Annotated in this window: 14 protein-coding genes and 1 pseudogene; 7 read left to right on the forward strand and 8 right to left on the reverse strand. The window is 60.3% G+C overall.

Translation table 11 applies throughout. From position 1 onward, the window contains the following. The first annotated feature begins 154 nt into the window (after positions 1–154). Positions 155–1,904, forward strand: a pseudogene (locus AB4O40_RS22235) (amidohydrolase). Beyond that, positions 1,901–2,845, forward strand: coding sequence for a CobW family GTP-binding protein (locus AB4O40_RS22240; protein WP_460053365.1), 945 nt, complete (start codon positions 1,901–1,903; stop codon positions 2,843–2,845). The pseudogene AB4O40_RS22235 and the gene AB4O40_RS22240 overlap by 4 nt, the downstream one beginning before the upstream one ends. Before the next feature lie 43 nt (positions 2,846–2,888). On the opposite strand, the gene AB4O40_RS22245 is transcribed toward AB4O40_RS22240, so the two are convergent. Both AB4O40_RS22245 and AB4O40_RS22250 read right to left on the reverse strand, forming a co-directional pair. Next, the gene (locus AB4O40_RS22245; protein WP_460053362.1) at positions 2,889–4,409 is read right to left on the reverse strand and encodes a sensor histidine kinase; all 1,521 of its coding nucleotides are present in this window, start codon (positions 4,407–4,409) and stop codon (positions 2,889–2,891) included. Then, positions 4,406–5,125, reverse strand: coding sequence for a response regulator transcription factor (locus tag AB4O40_RS22250; RefSeq protein ID WP_056728524.1), 720 nt, complete (start codon positions 5,123–5,125; stop codon positions 4,406–4,408). Before AB4O40_RS22250 ends, AB4O40_RS22245 begins: the two co-directional genes overlap by 4 nt. A 186-nt stretch (positions 5,126–5,311) precedes the next feature. Between AB4O40_RS22250 and msrB the strand changes: the two genes are divergently transcribed. From msrB to msrA, 3 genes are read left to right on the forward strand one after another with little or no spacing between them, the layout of a single operon-like run. Then, complete coding sequence (msrB, locus tag AB4O40_RS22255) at positions 5,312–5,830, forward strand: peptide-methionine (R)-S-oxide reductase MsrB (protein ID WP_223542460.1); 519 nt, start codon at positions 5,312–5,314, stop codon at positions 5,828–5,830. 33 nt (positions 5,831–5,863) lie between these two features. Then, positions 5,864–7,630 carry a cytochrome c biogenesis protein DipZ gene (locus tag AB4O40_RS22260; protein WP_223542459.1) on the forward strand — a complete coding sequence of 589 codons (1,767 nt, stop codon included), beginning with the start codon at positions 5,864–5,866 and terminating at the stop codon, positions 7,628–7,630. Between the two features lie 30 nt (positions 7,631–7,660). Then, complete coding sequence (msrA, locus tag AB4O40_RS22265; RefSeq protein ID WP_460053358.1) at positions 7,661–8,368, forward strand: peptide-methionine (S)-S-oxide reductase MsrA; 708 nt, start codon at positions 7,661–7,663, stop codon at positions 8,366–8,368. A gap of 9 nt (positions 8,369–8,377) precedes the next feature. On the opposite strand, the gene AB4O40_RS22270 is transcribed toward msrA, so the two are convergent. Continuing rightward, a complete protein-coding gene (locus AB4O40_RS22270; protein ID WP_056728531.1) occupies positions 8,378–9,295 on the reverse strand; it encodes a LysR family transcriptional regulator in 918 nt (305 codons plus the stop codon). A 102-nt stretch (positions 9,296–9,397) separates the two neighbouring features. Between AB4O40_RS22270 and AB4O40_RS22275 the strand changes: the two genes are divergently transcribed. Further along, positions 9,398–10,573 carry an acetylornithine/succinylornithine family transaminase gene (locus AB4O40_RS22275; protein WP_460053356.1) on the forward strand — a complete coding sequence of 392 codons (1,176 nt, stop codon included), beginning with the start codon at positions 9,398–9,400 and terminating at the stop codon, positions 10,571–10,573. 8 nt (positions 10,574–10,581) lie between these two features. Here the strand turns inward: AB4O40_RS22275 and AB4O40_RS22280 are convergent, their stop codons facing one another. The 4 genes from AB4O40_RS22280 to AB4O40_RS22295 all read right to left on the reverse strand — a co-directional run bounded on the left by AB4O40_RS22280 (position 10,582) and on the right by AB4O40_RS22295 (position 12,964). After that, positions 10,582–10,836 (reverse strand): Txe/YoeB family addiction module toxin, encoded by a 255-nt coding sequence (locus AB4O40_RS22280; RefSeq protein WP_015093589.1) that lies wholly within the window; start codon positions 10,834–10,836, stop codon positions 10,582–10,584. After that, the gene (locus AB4O40_RS22285; RefSeq protein WP_056728535.1) at positions 10,833–11,087 is read right to left on the reverse strand and encodes a type II toxin-antitoxin system prevent-host-death family antitoxin; all 255 of its coding nucleotides are present in this window, start codon (positions 11,085–11,087) and stop codon (positions 10,833–10,835) included. The genes AB4O40_RS22280 and AB4O40_RS22285 overlap by 4 nt, the downstream gene beginning before the upstream one ends. A 206-nt stretch (positions 11,088–11,293) precedes the next feature. Beyond that, positions 11,294–11,785: a P-loop NTPase family protein gene (locus AB4O40_RS22290; RefSeq protein ID WP_460053353.1), complete on the reverse strand. Its 492-nt coding sequence runs from the start codon at positions 11,783–11,785 to the stop codon at positions 11,294–11,296. A 252-nt stretch (positions 11,786–12,037) separates the two neighbouring features. Beyond that, positions 12,038–12,964, reverse strand: coding sequence for a hypothetical protein (locus AB4O40_RS22295; RefSeq protein ID WP_460053351.1), 927 nt, complete (start codon positions 12,962–12,964; stop codon positions 12,038–12,040). A gap of 467 nt (positions 12,965–13,431) precedes the next feature. On the opposite strand from AB4O40_RS22295, the gene srmL reads away from it, so the two are divergent. Further along, positions 13,432–14,580 carry a PheS-related mystery ligase SrmL gene (srmL, locus tag AB4O40_RS22300; protein WP_056728539.1) on the forward strand — a complete coding sequence of 383 codons (1,149 nt, stop codon included), beginning with the start codon at positions 13,432–13,434 and terminating at the stop codon, positions 14,578–14,580. Positions 14,581–14,699: 119 nt separating this feature from the next. On the opposite strand, the gene AB4O40_RS22305 is transcribed toward srmL, so the two are convergent. Beyond that, a complete protein-coding gene (locus AB4O40_RS22305; RefSeq protein ID WP_460053348.1) occupies positions 14,700–16,619 on the reverse strand; it encodes an alkaline phosphatase D family protein in 1,920 nt (639 codons plus the stop codon). Positions 16,620–16,686 lie beyond the last annotated feature (67 nt).

The raw sequence follows: 16,686 nt of genomic DNA on the forward strand, positions 1-16,686 counted from the left end.
AGCGCTAATTGTCATCGGCCGGTCAGGCCCACCCTCAAACAGGGTGCTGCCCGCGACCTTTCCTGCTGACGAAAACAACAACAGTTTTTTCAGGTTCCCGACTCGCCTGGCGCCCGGTGGACCTTTCAATCTCCTGAACTCGAAGGTGGCTGACATGGCTGAGTCCGACAACTTTTCCTCTACCCATTCCACGCAGGGGACTTACGCCGACCTGATCCTCGCCAACGGGCGTATCTACACTCAGGACCCGGCCAACCCGTGGGCCGAGGCCGTGGCCATCCGCGACGGCAAGTTGATCGGTGTCGCCAGCCTCGGCCAGATCGAGATGTTCAAGGGCCCGAACACCCGCGTGCATGACCTGCAAGGCGCGTTCTGCATGCCCGGCCTGCACGACATGCACACCCACCCCGACCTCGCGTTGGCACCGCGCTACAGCGACGACCTCGACGTCGGCATCGAAGACCCGACCCCGGAGCAACTGCGCGAAAGCATCCTTGCCTACGCCGACAGCCATCCCGGCGACGGCTGGATCTACGGTCAGTACTGGGTGCGCTACACCTTCCGCGAAGCGGGTTTGACCCCGGGCCGCGCCTGGCTCGACAGTGTCATGCCGGACCGTCCGGTGGCGCTGCTCGATCGCATGTGGGGCACCATGATGGTCAACTCCAGTGGCCCTGGAACTGGCCGGCATCGATGGCAACACCAGCGATCCGCGCAACGGTTACTTCGAGCGTGACGAACTGACCGGCGAACCGACTGGCCTGATGATCGACGGAGCCTACGCGATGATCCACGCCGCGATGCCGCCGACCCCGGTCAGCGTGCTGCGCCGCGCCTATCGCGATGGCGTGCATTTCCAGAGCTCACGCGGCGTCACGGCGAGCAAATACGTGCACGTTTGCGAACAGCGTTTGCAGGCCCTCAAGGAACTGGACGACAGCGGCGAACTGACGGTGCGCATCGAAGCGGCGATCAGTTGGCAGGACGACATTTTCCCGGTGCGTCGTCGCTGGGAACTGCTGGCGGGCGAGCGTCACTACTACCGCAGCGCACGCCTGAGTGCCAACGCGGTGAAGTTCCACTTCGACGGCACGGTCGAGCCGAAGTCTTCGTACCTGCTGACCCCATGGCCGCAGGAATCGAGCTGGCGCGGCAAGCTCAACCTGACCCCGGAGCACATCACCGACATGGTGGTGGACATGGATCGCAAGGGCATCCGCGTGATTGCCCATTGCACCGGTGACGGTGCGTCGGACGTGTTCCTCGATGCCGTGGCCGAGGCCCGTCGTCGCAACGGTTTCAGCGGCGTGCGCCACCAGTGCGCCCACAGCACCTTGTTGCACCCCGGTAACCTGCCGCGCTTCAAGGAACTGAACGTCATCGCCGAATTCTCCCCGGCCGCCTGGTACCCGACACCATTCGCCAGCGGTGCACGTTCCGGCTACGGCCAGGAGCGACTCAAGCGCATCTACGATTTCAAAGGCGTGCTCGCCGCAGGCGGCACCGCGGTGATGGGCACTGACTGGCCGGTGGCGTCCATCGACCCGTGGCTGGCGCTGGAAACCATGATCACCCGGCAGAACCCGTGGAACGACGACCCGGCCTGCTTCGGCGACCCGATCAGTCTCGAACAGGCACTGACCGTGATCACCAGCAACGGCGCCGTGGCCATGGGCCTGGAACACAGCACCGGTAGCCTGCAAGTGGGCAAGGCGGCGGACCTGATCGTCATCGACCGCGACCTGTTCGCCGAGCCGGCGCGCAACTACATCCACAAGACCCGGGTGCTGCTGACCTTCGTTGAAGGGCAACTGGTCTACGACCGTCATTCGACGCTGCAAGCCTTGGGCCTCAAGGCGGTGTGGCAGGGCGAACCACCGGTGCTGGAGGGCAAGGCAGAATGACTTCCCCACGCATTGCCGTGACCGTCGTCTCGGGGTTTCTCGGCGCCGGTAAAACCACGCTACTCAACCGCATGGTGCGCCGTGCCGAAGGCAGTCGGCTGGCGGTGATCGTCAACGACTTCGGTGAGCTGAACATCGATGCGGCCATCGTCTCCGAAGTCTCCGACGCGGTGTACAGCCTGCAAAACGGCTGCATCTGCTGCACCGTGCAGGAGGACCTGCTGGCGCAACTGGGCAGCCTTGCTCAATTGGAACCACGGCTGGAGCGCATCGTCATCGAGTGCAGCGGCGTGTCCGATCCGCAGCGCATCGTGCAGACCCTGGCTTATCCACAGCTGCGCAGCCAGATGCAACTGGACATGGTGATTACTGTGGTCGATGCCACCCGTCATCTGCAACTCGATGGCGAGTACGCGCGGCTGGCCCGGGCGCAAGTGGCGGCCGCCGACCTGCTGTTGCTCAACAAGATCGACCTGGTCGACGAGCCGCAGTTGCGGGCGCTGCGCGAGGTGTTGGGCCTCAGGACTCGAGTGCACGAAAGCGTGCAGGCGCAGTTGCCCGATGCGCTGTGGCTCGACACCGATCTGGAGCTTGAGCCGCGCACAGTGAAACCGCTGGCACGGGTGTCCGATGGCGATCACGGCGATATGTTCAGCAGTTGGCTTTGGCAAAGCGACCAGGCGCTCGATGCCGAGGGGTTGCGGGGCTGGTTGCAGGCGCTGCCTGGCGATGTGTTTCGGGTCAAGGGGCTGGTGAAGCTTGCGCAGGGCAACAAGGCCCACTGGCTGCAACACGTCGGCACCCGCAGTCAGTTTCTGCCGGCCACGGATGAAGCCCAGGCAAAGACCACACGCCTGGTGTGTATTGCCCGCCGTGGTTTCGACGGCTGGGAAGCCTTGGGGCAGGGGCTTGAGGCCTGCACCGTGAAGGTGAGCGCATGACTGCGGCCGGGCTGGCCTCTTCGCGAGCAGGCGCCTCGGTCAGTCAGGCCTGCCTCGGTGTATTGAGGTTCATCGAGCGCACCGCCAATGCAGTCGCCGTTTCCTCATCGATCGGCAACGAAAACCGGAACGTCGCCCCGCGCCCCGGCACGTCGATCAACTGAATCTCGCGTCCGTGCAATTGCAGGATGCGATGCACGATCCGCAGCCCCAACCCGCCATCGCGCCGTGCGCCGCCGATATTGAACGGGCGCAGGAATAACCCTTCGCGCAGTTCCGGGGCGATGCCGGGGCCGGTATCGCTGACCGTGACTTCGATGAATGAGCCTTGCGGGCGCAGGTCCAACTCGACCTCACCACCGGCCGGGGTATGGCGCAGGGCGTTGTCGAACAGGTTGGTCAGCACCCGCTCGATCAAGCCGAGGTCCGCGCAGGCCGCCGAGGCATTCGGTGCGAAGGTGGCCTTGAGTTCGACTTTGCGCGCTTCGGCGCTGAGTTCGAATTTCTGGAAGATGTCCTGGGCCAGGTCAGTCAGGGAAAAGCGTTCCAGCACCGGTTGCACGAAGCCGTGTTCCAGCCGCACCAGTTCCAGCAGCGACTGCGCCAGACCGCCGACCTTGCGGCTCTGGTCCAGGGCGATGCCCAGATAGCGACGGCGGTCGGCAGGGGACAGCGTGGCGTCCTTGAGCGACAGGGTTTCCAGATAACCGTGCAACGAGGCCAGCGGCGTGCGCAAGTCGTGGGAGATGTTAGCCACCAGTTCGCGGCGTTCCTGATCCTGGCGGGTCAACGAACGCCATTGTTCGCCCAGGCGTGCCTGCATCTGCCGGAACGAGGCATCGAGAACGGCGATTTCATCGTGGCTGGCGGCTTTTTCCACCGTGACGGGCAGGGCCGGGGTGACCGGCACGCCATCGATGTCGAACTGGCTGACGGTTTCGGTCAGGCGGCGCAACGGCCGGGTAATCAGGGCAAACGCCGTGAGACCGGCAATCAGGCACAGCAGCGCCACCAGGCCGATAGACAACAGCGCTGTGTTGAGCGCCGCGCTGGTTGCACCGCGTTCGGACAGTCGATCATGGTCTTCACCGAGCAGCACCACGTAGAGATAACCGGCCGGTTTGCCATCGACCTTCAGCGGCGCAGCGCTGAACACCTTGCGCGCATCGACGCTGCGCGGGTCGTCGCCGAGAATCGGCAGGGCATCGCCGCGCAACAGGCGCTGGATCGGTGCCAGGTCGATCCGCTCACGACGGATCCGGCCCTCGGGCGCGGCGCTGCCGACAATCTTGCCCGTGGAATCGAGCAGATACACCTCGACGCTCGGGTTGACCTGCATCAGTTTGCTGAACAGGTCACGCACGGCATTGGGCATCAGGCCCTGGGTGTCCATCAGCACCGTGTCACTGGCGATGTGCTGCGCCAGGTCCCGGGACAAGCCTTGCACCACTTCCTGCTCATGCATCTGGTTGGAGCGCACCTGCAACCACGCCGACGTGCCGCAGCACACCAGCAGCAGTACGGCGAACACCAGGGACAGGCGTTGCGTCAGGGTCAGCCTCATGGCTGCGGCTCCTCGCCTGTGGCGAATTTGTAGCCGCGGCCCCAGACCGTGAGGATGCGCACCGGTTGCGCCGGGTCGGCCTCGATCTTGGCGCGCAGGCGGTTGATGTGGGTGTTGACCGTGTGCTCGTAGCCTTCGTGGCTGTAGCCCCACACGGCATTGAGCAGGTCCATGCGCGAAAACACCTTGCCGGGCTGGCGGGCGAAGAAATATAGCAAGTCGAACTCCCGGGGCGTGAGGTCCAGGCGCCGTCCGTCGAGGGACACATCGCGGGTGATCGGGTCGATGGCCAGGCCGTCGGTGAGCAGGCTGCCGGCGTCCATCTTCAGGTTGCGCGCCATGGCATCGACCCGGCGCAGCAGCGCTTTGACCCGGGCCACCAGTTCGAGCATGGAAAAGGGCTTGGCCAGATAGTCGTCGGCACCCAGTTCCAGGCCGAGAATCCGGTGCACTTCGCTGGAACGCGCGCTGGTGATGATGATCGGCGTGTAGCGGGCCATGGCCCGGGCGCGGCGGCAGATTTCCAGGCCGTCGACACCGGGCAGCATCAGGTCGAGGACCAGTGCGTCCCAGTTGCCCTGTTGCAGCAGGCGCATGCCTTCATCGCCATCGGCACTGTGCACCACCTCGAACTGTTCATCGCGAAGATGCAGGCAGATCAGGTCGGCGATGTGCATATCGTCCTCGACCACCAGGACGCGTTTGGTCTGTTCCATACAGCTCAATCCTTCAGTGCGATGCACGCATGATGCGCAATACCCCTACTGTTCGGGCAGAAGCATTGTGCGGGTTTTTCGGGGTCTGAGTTATCACGAATTGTTTAACTTCCCGTGAGGATTTGGCGATCACCCAAAGCCTAGGCTGTGTTCCATGAAACACCCCCGGATTTTTTGGAGACGAGCATGTTTTCACGACGGCAATTTCTTTTAGTGAGCGGCGGACTGGGGGTGGCAACCCTGGCAATCGGCCTGTTGCCGAAGTTTTCCACAGGCACTGCACTGATCAGTGAGGCCAGCGCGGCCGAGGCGTTCGAAGTGACCCACAGCGACAGCGAATGGCACGCGATCCTCAGTGACGAGCAGTACGACATCCTGCGCGAAGAGGGTACCGAACGGGCCTACAGCAGCCCGCTGAACAACGAGCACGGTGATGGCACCTTCGTCTGTGCCGGTTGCGAGTTGCCGCTGTTTTCCTCGGCGACCAAATTCGACAGCCGCACCGGTTGGCCGAGTTTCTGGGCACCCCTGGACAAGGCCGTGGCGACCCGCCAGGACCGAGCGTTCGGCATGGTCCGCGAAGAGGTTCATTGCCGGCGCTGCGGCGGGCATCTGGGGCATGTCTTTGACGATGGCCCGAAACCCACTGGCCTGCGTTACTGCATGAACGGCCTGGCGATGAAATTCGTGCCCAAGACGGTGTGATTCCCTACCACTCACTTTTTGCAGGTAATCGCCATGTGGCTGCTGGTCCTCGCTTATCTCGGTGGTGTGCTGACGATTGTCAGCCCGTGCATTCTGCCGGTGTTGCCGTTTGTCTTCGCCCGCACCGGGCAACCCTTCGTCAAAAGCGGGTTACCGCTGCTGGTGGGTATGGCGCTGACCTTCGCATTGGTCGCCACGTTGGCGGCGGTGGGCGGTGGCTGGGTGGTGCAGCTCAACCAGTACGGGCGCTGGCTGGCGCTGGTGTTCGTGGCGCTGTTCGGACTGACGTTGTTGCTGCCGCAATTGGCCGAGCGCCTGACCCGACCATTGGTGGCGGCGGGCAGTCGTTTGTCGGTGGCGGCGGGCGCCGATTCGCGGCCACGTCCTGGTGCTTCGTTGTTGATCGGCGTGGCCACCGGCTTGCTGTGGGCGCCCTGTGCCGGGCCGATCCTAGGTTTGCTGTTGACCGGTGCGGCGTTGCAAGGCGCGAGCATCCAAACCACCTTTTTGCTGCTGGCGTATGCCGCCGGCGCTGCCACATCCCTCGCGCTGGCCTTGTTGCTGGGCGGCAAAGTCTTCACCGCGATGAAGCGCTCGATTGGCACGGGCGAATGGCTGCGTCGCGGTCTTGGCGCGACGATGTTGGCTGGTGTGGCGGCGATTGCCCTGGGTCTGGATACGGGGGTTCTGGCGCGGATTTCCACGGCGTCGACCGGTGGTATCGAGCAAGCGTTGGTGGAGAAGCTGAGCGGCAAGTCGCCGCGTAACAGCGCGGCGCCGAATGCGATCGCCGAGGGTGCGGTGCAAGTGGCTGGCAAAACCCCGGGCACCTTGCCGGTCGAGGGCAACCTGCCGCCACTGGACGGCGCCGTGCAATGGCTCAACTCGCCACCCCTCGATGCCCAGGCCTTGAAAGGCAAGGTCGTGCTGGTGGATTTCTGGACCTACTCCTGCATCAACTGCCTGCGCTCGCTGCCCTATGTGAAGGCCTGGGCCGAGAAGTATCGTGATCAGGGCCTGGTGGTGATCGGCGTGCATGCGCCCGAGTTTGCCTTCGAGCGCGACGTCAGCAACGTCACCAAGGCCATGAAAGACCTGGGCATCAACTACCCGGTGGCCATCGACAACGAGTTCAAGATCTGGCGCGCCTTCAACAACGAGTACTGGCCGGCGCATTACTTTGCCGACGCCCAGGGACGCATTCGTTATCACCACTTCGGCGAAGGCGCGTACGCCGAATCGGAGCGGGTCATCCAGCAATTGCTGCGCGAGGCGGGGGCGGCCAAGGTTGCGGACGGGCTGATCAGTGCCCAGGCCGAGGGTGTGCAAATGGCCCCGGACAGCGACGCCGTGCAGTCGCCGGAAACCTATGTCGGCTACCAGCGCGCGGAACATTTCGTATCGCAACCCGCGCTGGTGCCGGACAAGGTCGCGGCCTACAACCCGCCGGCGCAATTGGCCCTCAACGACTGGAGCCTGGGCGGCCAGTGGCATGTCGGCCCGGAGCGGGCCACCGCCAGCGCCCCGGCCAGTCGCATCGTCTATCGCTTCCACGCCCGTGACTTGCATTTGGTGCTCGGCCCCGGCGCCGATGGCAAGCCGGTGCGCTTCAAGGTGCTGATCGACGGCAAGGCCCCCGGCGATGACCACGGCATGGACGTGGCCCCCGATGGCAGCGGCACCGTGACGGACCAGCGCTTGTATCAACTGGTGCGCCAGAGCGGCGGCGTGACCGACCGGACCTTCAGTATCGAGTTTCTTGACCCGGGTGCGTCGGCTTACGCCTTCACCTTCGGCTGATTACTTTCCTGCGCTTGAGGAGTTCGCCCCATGAAAACACTCATTACCTGGCGCCGTGCCCTGCTGGGGCTGGCAGCTGCCGGCATCATCAGCCAATGCTCGGCTTTCTCCTTCGGTGGTGCCGAAGAGGGGGTAGTCCTTCCACCGCCGGCCTTCGACGAAACCACCCAGGCCCGCAGCGAAACCGCGGTGTTTGCCGGCGGCTGCTTCTGGGGCGTCCAAGGGGTGTTCCAGCATGTCAAAGGCGTGAAGAACGCCGTCTCCGGCTACGCGGGCGGGGCGGCAAACACCGCGCAGTACGAGCGCGTCAGCAACGGCAATACCGGCCATGCGGAGTCGGTCGAAGTGACCTTTGATCCTGCTCAGGTCAGCTACGGCACCTTGCTGCAGATCTACTTTTCAGTGGCGCACAACCCGACCGAACTCAACCGCCAGGGACCGGACAGCGGCACCCAGTATCGCTCGGCGATCTTTACCAAAAGTGCCGAGCAGCAGCGGGTCGCACAGGCCTACATCGCCCAGCTCGACGCCGCCCATGCCTTCGACAAGCCGATCGTGACCAAGCTGGAAACCTTCAACGGTTTTTACCCGGCGGAGGAGGAACATCAGGACTTCCTGACCGAACATCCGACCTATCCATACATCGTGATCAACGACTTGCCGAAGGTCGCGCAGTTGAAGCAGCTGTACCCCAGTCGTTATCAGGAACAGCCGGTGCTGGTGAAGGCAGGGATGTAAATGCATGGCCTAGTCGGCGGACGGGTGCTTGCCCCATCGCTGTACGGCGAATTCGACGAAGCGCCGCAGCTTCGGCAAACGGTGGCGATCCTGGGCGTAGACCAGGTGCATCGGCCGGCTGGGCGGGCAGTAATCGGGCATCAGGGCCAGCAGCTTTCCGTCCTTGAGGTCCTGCTCGACCAGGGCGTCGGGCATCATCACGATGCCCATGCCGGTGCGCGCTGCCTGATGCAACCCCGCCGAACTGTTGATCAGCATTGGTCCGCCGACCCCGACGCTGACTTCGCCATCGGGACCGGCCAGGCGCCATTCCTTTTGCACCGATTGCCAGTCATCCCCGGCCGGATAGGCAAAGGACAGGCAGTCGTGATGCCGCAGGTCTTCAGGCGTTTGCGGTGTGCCGCGCCGGGCCAGGTACTGCGGTGACGCGCACATGGTCAGGGTGTAGTCGATCAGCGGGCGGGCGATCAGGTTGGAGGGCTCCAGCGCGCCGAGGCGAAACGCTACATCCAGACCGTTTTCCAGCAGATCCGGGCGCCGGTTGGTCAGGACCACGTCGAGTTTCACCCGCGGGTTTTGCCGGCTGAACTCACTCAGTGCCGGCGCCAGGCGTTCGGTACCGAAGGTCAGGGGCGCGGTGATGCGCAAGATGCCGCTCGGTTCGTCCAGCGCCTGCTCGGCCAGGCGCTCGGAGTCGGCCACCAACCCCAACACTTCCAGGCAGCGCTGGTAATACGCGGTGCCGAACTCGGTCAGCCGCTGGCGCCGAGTGGTGCGGTTGAGCAGGCGTACACCCAGCCGTTGCTCCAGGGCCTTGAGGTGATTGCCGACCATGGTCGTGGACATTTCACACTGCAAGGCGGCGGCGGTCATGCTGCCGGTCTCCACCACTTTCACGTAGACAGTCATTGCCTGGAACAGGTCCATTATCAAGCTCTGCTTTTAAATGATTGAAGTTTTTCGGTGTTTATCCAGTTCTGGTGGCTAACCATACTGCAAAAACACCGACCCTTGCTGGAGCTTGATGTCATGACCGCCGCCTGCCTGATGAGCACTTACCAACCCTTGGCCTTGAGTTTCAACAAGGGCCTGGGCACTCGCCTGTGGGATCAGGGCGGTCGCGAATACCTGGATGCGGTCGCTGGTGTGGCGGTGACCAATGTCGGCCACTCCCACCCGAAAATCGTTGCCGCCATTACCGAACAGGCCGGGTTGTTGCTGCACACCTCGAACCTCTACAGCATCGACTGGCAACAACGGCTGGCGCAGAACCTGACGCGGCTGGCGGGCATGGACCGGGCGTTCTTCAACAACTCCGGGGCCGAAGCCAACGAAACCGCACTGAAAATCGCCCGGCTGCATGGTTGGCACAAGGGTATCGAGCAGCCGCTGGTGGTGGTCATGGAGAACGCGTTCCATGGTCGCACCCTTGGCACCTTGTCGGCCAGCGACGGCCCGGCGGTACGCCTGGGGTTCAACAAGCTGCCGGGGGACTTCGTCAAAGTACCGTTCGGCGACCTCGACGCGCTGGACAAGGTGCAACAGGCTTTTGGCTCGCGGATCGTGGCGGTCCTGATGGAGCCGATCCAGGGCGAAAGCGGCGTGCAACTGGCGCCACCGGGCTATCTCAAAGCCGTGCGCGAACTGTGCAACCGGCGCTCATGGCTGATGATGCTCGATGAAATCCAGACCGGCATCGGCCGCACCGGCCAGTGGTTCGCGTTCCAGCACGAAGGCATCGTCCCGGACGTCATGACCCTGGCCAAAGGCCTGGGCAATGGCGTGCCCATCGGCGCGTGCCTGGCCCGTGGCAAGGCGGCCGAACTCTTCACGCCGGGCAGCCACGGCAGCACCTTTGGCGGTAATCCGTTGGCCTGCCGGGTCGGATGCACCGTGCTGGATATCGTTGAAGAACAAGGCCTGCTGGAAAACGCCCGGCTTCAGGGGGAACGCCTGCTCGAAAGATTGCGCACAGAACTGGCGGGCAACCCGAACGTCTCGCAGATCCGCGGCCAGGGCCTGATGATCGGCATCGAACTCAAGCAACCGATCCGCGACCTGAGCCTGATCGCCGCCCGGGATCACGGCTTGCTGATCAACGTCACGCGGGGCAAGACCATCCGCCTGCTACCGCCGCTGACCATTGATGAGCGGGAGGTGGAGATGATTGTCAGAGGGGTGAGTGGGGTGGTGAAAGCGGGCTGAAGTTCGGCTCAGTAATGGTATCTGCACATCACGACGCGTATTTCGCCGTCTTCAACGGCGTAGACCAGACGATGTTCAGCCGTAATCCGGCGTGACCAGAATCCGCTCAAGTTATGCTTGAGCGGTTCGGGTTTTCCCAGACCGTCGAAAGGCTCGCGCTGGATAGCTTTGATCAACAGGTTGATACGTTTGAGTCCTGCCTTATCGTTCTGCTGGAACCAGAGATAATCGTCCCAGGCTTCAGGGGTGAACTCGATATTCATTCTTCAATCAGTTGCCTGGTTTTGGTTTTGCCCGCTCGCAGGTTACCGATTGATTTGATCAGGCGTTCAGCGTTGGCTGGGGAGCGCAGCAGATAAGCTGTCTCTTCGAGAGCGTTGTATTCGGCCAATGACATCATCACTACCGGCTCGCCTTTCTGACGGGTTACCAGTAGCGGGGCGCGATCTTCATTCACCCGGTCCATGGTTTGCGCCAAGTGTGCCCGAGCGTTGGTGTAGTTGATGGTTTCCATGTGATTGTCCTCGCTTGATGCAGAGAACGTACAGAAATGAGTACATGTTAGCAAGGCGATACCTACGAGTGGTTGTTGCGTGGAAAGTGCATCCACGCTTGTGTCGAGTATCGCCGAATGTTCCTCAGGACGTTTCCGTGACTGATGTAATCCCATCCTGAGCTACACGCCATCCATCAGGATTGTCTGACCACAGCTGCAAAAATTTACGAGTGATGAACCAGCGCCGCGATTTCCTCCCGATCCCGCAGACGGATTTTCCCACCGCAAAACTCCTCGAACAGTCGCTGATGCGCCGCAAACCCACTTGACCCCTGCCGCTGGCGATAACTGCCCGCCCACTCCAGCAAGGCGATCAGCAACAGGTCCTGCTCATCGCGCCCAGCCTCGCGTTGTCGAATGTTGGCGACGCAATCCTCGTTCCCGACGCTCAGCCATATCAGCGCAGTTGCCCGTGGCAGGAGTTCGCAGGCGATCCAGCCATACACGCCTTCGATCACCCAGCGCTCTTGTTCGGCCGCGATCCGCGCCATGGTCAATGCTTCGGCGCGGGGGCGGGGGATGCTGTGTTCGTCGGACAGCCAGTGAATCCGGTCGAGATCGGTCCAGGGCACACGCAGTTGCTCGGCCAGCCGTTGCGCCAGCCAGCTCTTGCCCGAGCCGGAGTTGCCGATGATCAGCGTTCGGGTGAGGTTCATGAGAGACACCGATCAATAGTGGGGGCGAACCTGCTCGCGAAAGCAGTGCTTCAGTCAGCATTGATGCTGGATGTGCTGCTCTCATCGCGGGCAAGCCTACAGGTGCACCAGAATCCGCCGGCCTGTGCGCCTTGAGGTCCATCGGTAACTTGCCGCGCGTCACTGCTCATCATTACTGTAAGCCATTTTATAGTGTCAGTTTTTAGACATTGCCGTGATGTGGGAGGTTGTAGTGAGGGCGATCAGGTTGGCTCAGTTGTGAGTTGGGCTTACCTTTACTGCTGGGCTCAGGAAGTCTATGTGATAGCCAGAGGAACCGTCCCCAATTGCTATATGAACGCCATTAATCCCTTCGTTTAATTGAGAGTTGATTTTGTAGTCAATGCTATTTGCGATTGTGTCGTTTACTCCAATAGCAAACTCAGTCAGCTTGAGGCCTCTAGGCCCTGCTGCAAGATCCAATAGTTTTATGTGTTCATTGTCATTTATTTTCAGTGAGGTGATTGTGTTGTCTTCAATGGTCAATAGTGCACCTTCTTCAGATATGCGATCGCTCAACCATTTTAAAGAAGTATTTAAGCCTTCTGGTAAAGCTGGGTTGGCTCTTCTAAGAACTGTAAGTATCCCGGATATTTTTAAGGTTCCGTGAAAGGAAAACGGACTCGGCTCTTGTGGGTTCATGTGAGCATAATGAACTTCAAAAAACTCCGCCACGGACTGAATGAAATCGTTTTCTATATCCTCGGTAATCAAAGCATAAGGCTGAGCGTGAGGGGCTATCGTTATTTGCGCGTCAGCATCATTTTCGGTCAAGAAAAATGAGTTGTGTGAATTGAGCATGTTCAGTACACGTCTTTGTGTGCTTAGCGCTCGTTGAAAGTCGCTTATCAATAACAGGTTCAAACTATAAAGTGCTGCTTTTAAAGTAGGCTCGAATACTTGTGTTGCACAAAAGATACTTTTTTTGTGCTTGGTGTTTTTCGCGATTTCAAATGTCTTTTTCGCTGCGAAATTAGTGAATGAAAAAATGATGCTGTTTTTGGGGAGACTGTCGATGTCAGAGATGTTGAGCGTGTTGAATCCTAATTTAGAGCACTCTTGGAGGAACTCCTCAAAGTCCGAAATTATAGAAGGCTCTTCTTGACCAAAGAGCGTTGTTATCATCGTCCTGGATAACATTGGTACCTCCTTTTTTGTCGGAGGGCGGCAAGAGTGATCTCGACGCCCATTTTCATCGATTACTCTTCAGTATGAGCCCAAGCTAACGGCGCCCAGCCAAAATTTTCCGGGCCAGAAGTTATGCGGGTGAGCTTTTCTTTAACGACGTTTTTCTTTTTCATTTTATTGTCCTTTTTCGTTTTGTTGGTTTTGTGCTCCCTGGTGGTCTTGAAGGGGGCGAAATAATTAATACAGATTTTTTTGATGTATTAAATAGGTTTCTTGAGGTTTTTTTAGAATTAATGATGCTCGCGAGGTGTCTTATAAGAAGCTCTTGGTTATTTGTGTAAGTAGTAGCTGTAGTCCTCTTCTGAAAATTTAGTTTTTCACCGAATTTGGTTGTGATGGACGATCTGAAATCGTTAGGTTGGTCTATGGGGTTCTTTTTGCGGGGAGCCTACATTCAATTGTTAATAAGGGGTTGTGTAGTGCAGGAATCAAAGAAGTATCTGACAGAGACATCCGTACACCAAGCCTTGTTACTGGCTGATCTAACAGAACCCGCTGCACCCGATCACGCCATTCGACTATTACTCAAGGAGGTCCTTCAAGGGTTAACGGATAAAGGCTGGCCACAAGCGCAAGTGCAGACGGGGCCGAGAATTGTTTCCGCTGAAGAAAACTACGGATTGCTTGGTTATGACCCATCTGAGATTACGCTTGGAAGTGCACACACTCGATGGGTTGACGAGTGGTCTCTGTTACGGACGCAAACCACTAGCCAAATTCCCTCTGCGCTTCAGCGAGCGGCCAAGCTACGACAACCAGGGCAGTCAATATTATTGGCCGCGCCTGGCATCACTTTTCGTCGCGACAGCCGGGATCGTTGGCATTGTGCGGAGCCGCATCAGATGGATATCTGGGTGCTCGGCGATCCTGAATTGTCGACGCATGAGCATTTGCTCTGCTTGGTCGGCGATATCCTCAAATCTGCCGTGCCTGATATGCCTTGGATCTTCAGTGATAGTCCGCATCACTACACTGAGGGCGGGATCGAAGTAAATCTGTTGAATGACGGCGTCCCTGTAGAGGTTCTGGAGTGCGGTCGAATTGCCAAATCATTATTGGAGCGACTGAAGATCGATCCTCTGCGTCATGGAGGACTGGCGCTGGGAATGGGGTTGGATCGCTTGACCATGCTGCGCAAAGGCATCCCGGATATTCGTTTGCTGCGTGATCAGAACGAACGCGTACAGGCCCAGATGCATGATCTGAATCCGTGGAGTGCCGTCTCTCGGTTGCCTTCGATTACTCGTGATATTTCGTTGGCGGTGACGCCGGGGCTCAGCGAGGAAGTGTTGACTGAAAGGATGTTGCAGGCCGCTGGCGATTGTTCAGATTGGATCGAGGAAATGCAGATCAAAGGGCGCTGGGCGTTCACAGAACTGCCTCTGCAGGCCATCGATCGCCTCGGATTGCTGCCGGGGCAGGAGAATGTGCTACTACGTGTTGTACTGCGTGATTGTTCGCGATCAATCACCACTGCTGAGGCGAATGCCTTGTATTCGAAAATCCAGGTGGCACTCCATGAAGGTGCGCCGGGGGCAGGTTACAGAATGGATTCCCCCAATATTTAACTGGCCACTTCGCGAGCAGGCTCACAGGATCTGGAAATAGTACACGCCAGAAATCCAGTGTGTGCGAGCCTGCTCGCCGCACTGTCGCTCCCACAGTTTTTTGTGGTGTCTTCTCTACCTCAATCATCACCGTCCGGCGCAATCATCCGGGTCTTCGGCGAGCCGTTCGAGTTGTGCTGATAGATGGTCTGCGGCTGCCCCAGGTCATTGAAATACACCTGGCCGATCCCCGCCGAGTTCCATAGCCGCTCACCGGCTTCGGCGTGCTCGGGCACGTGGGGCACGATGCGCATGCGTCGACGCTTGGTCAGCCAGTTCAACGGTGAGCGTGGCGAGTACAGCCAGCGGTTGAGGCGGTCGAACCACTCGAGCAGGGTGGCGGGGAATTCATTCTTGATGCCGCTGCTGGTGACCTGCCAGATGCGCGGCCCGGCCTTGCGGTGGCGGATCAGCACTTCGTAGACGAAGGAATAGTGCACATCGCCCGACAGCACCACGTAGTTACCCGGGGTGCGCGAGTGGCGGAAAATATTCAGGATCACCTGTGCCGCGCCGCGATGGGCCATCCAGTTTTCCGCGTCCACCAGCAGTGGATAACCGCACCAGCTGAATACCCGCTGCACGGTTTCAATCAGCTTGACGCCGAAGATCGGTGCTGGCGAAACGATGATCGCACTCGGGTGGTCCAGCAGTTCCTGTTGCAGTTCACTGAGGGCTTCCCAGTCGAGCAAACCGGAAGGCTGCTTGAGGTTCATTTCGCTGCGCCAGCGTCGGGTGCGGGTGTCGATCACCACCATGGCCGGGGTGGTCGGCAGCACGTAATGCCAGTGCTGAAACTTCAGCAGATCACCGATCAAATCATCCTGAACCGTACTGTCGAGGTGACGGTCGTGTGTGCTGGTGCTCAACGCTCCGGCCTTTTCCAGCACCGCAGTGAACGCATCCGGATTGTTGCCCCAGCCCTGGCACAACATATATGCCAGCAGCGCGTTGCCGATGATGCGCCGGGAGAACGGATGGCCGTAGGCGGTTTCCTCCCATTGCGCGCTAAGGTTCCAGTCATCGGTGATGTCGTGGTCGTCGAAAATCATCAGCGTCGGCAGATGCGCCAGTGCCCGCGCGACGCTGCCAAGGCCCGCCTTGAAGGCATCGATGTGCGTCTGTTCAAGGCTGTAGCGCTTGAGCCGCTCCGGCGTCAGCGTCGGTGCCTGGGGCGCGATCAGGGTCCAGGGCACTGGCGACCAGACCAGCACATACATGGCCATGACTTCGGCGAAGGTCACCAGGTGATTGTCGGCACTGCTGCTGGTGAAAATCGGCTTGCGCGCGCCACCGAAAAATCGCTCGCGCAGGGTTTCATTGCTTTGCAGTGCCGGCAGCAGATCAGCACGGTGGTAGTAACTGGCCGGATGCTCGTAGAGCCTGGCGCTGTCGCTGACCACGGCGCCTTCGAGGTGTTCGCCGAACAGGCCCAAACGTTCGATCAAAGCGTGAATCGCCCGCAACATCGGCCCCGCGACATCGTCGGCGTAGACCTGATCGCCCGTCATCATCAGCAGTGCCGGGCGCTCCCCGGCGGCGTGTTCCTGCGCCAGTAACTGGTCGACGCACAGCAAGCCGTCTGTCGCCGGGTGATGAGGCTTGCGGCAAGAGCCGTGCAGCAACTGGTCGACCCGAGCGCGCAGGACGAAGTTCGGGCAACGGGCATCGCCATACAGCAGGTGCGGCGCCCAGTCGGCGATGCCTTGTTCTGTGCCATTGATCAACAGGTCATAGTCGACCGACTCGTCCCGGGGCAGGGCGCCGTCGAGTTGTACATCGATCAAGTGCACAAAGGCATGGGCACCCACTGCAATCACCGTGCATTGACCGGCATCCAGGCGGATATCGCCGACGCCCTGCAAGCGCAAGGTCAGCGCCAGCGCCCGGGAACCCACCAGCCACAGCACCAGCCGCGTGGGCTCCAGGCGCCGCAACAGCGGGCCGGCCAGGACTGGGGGCAAGGCATGATCATCAGGCAGTGGCAGCGTTTCGGACATCCGGGTTCAAGACTCTTGGGGCGTGGAAGCGGGCGATGATAGCGCAGGTGGTGGCGGGACTGGCCAG

The sequence above is a fragment of the Pseudomonas sp. S2_F07 genome (genome assembly GCF_054668325.1).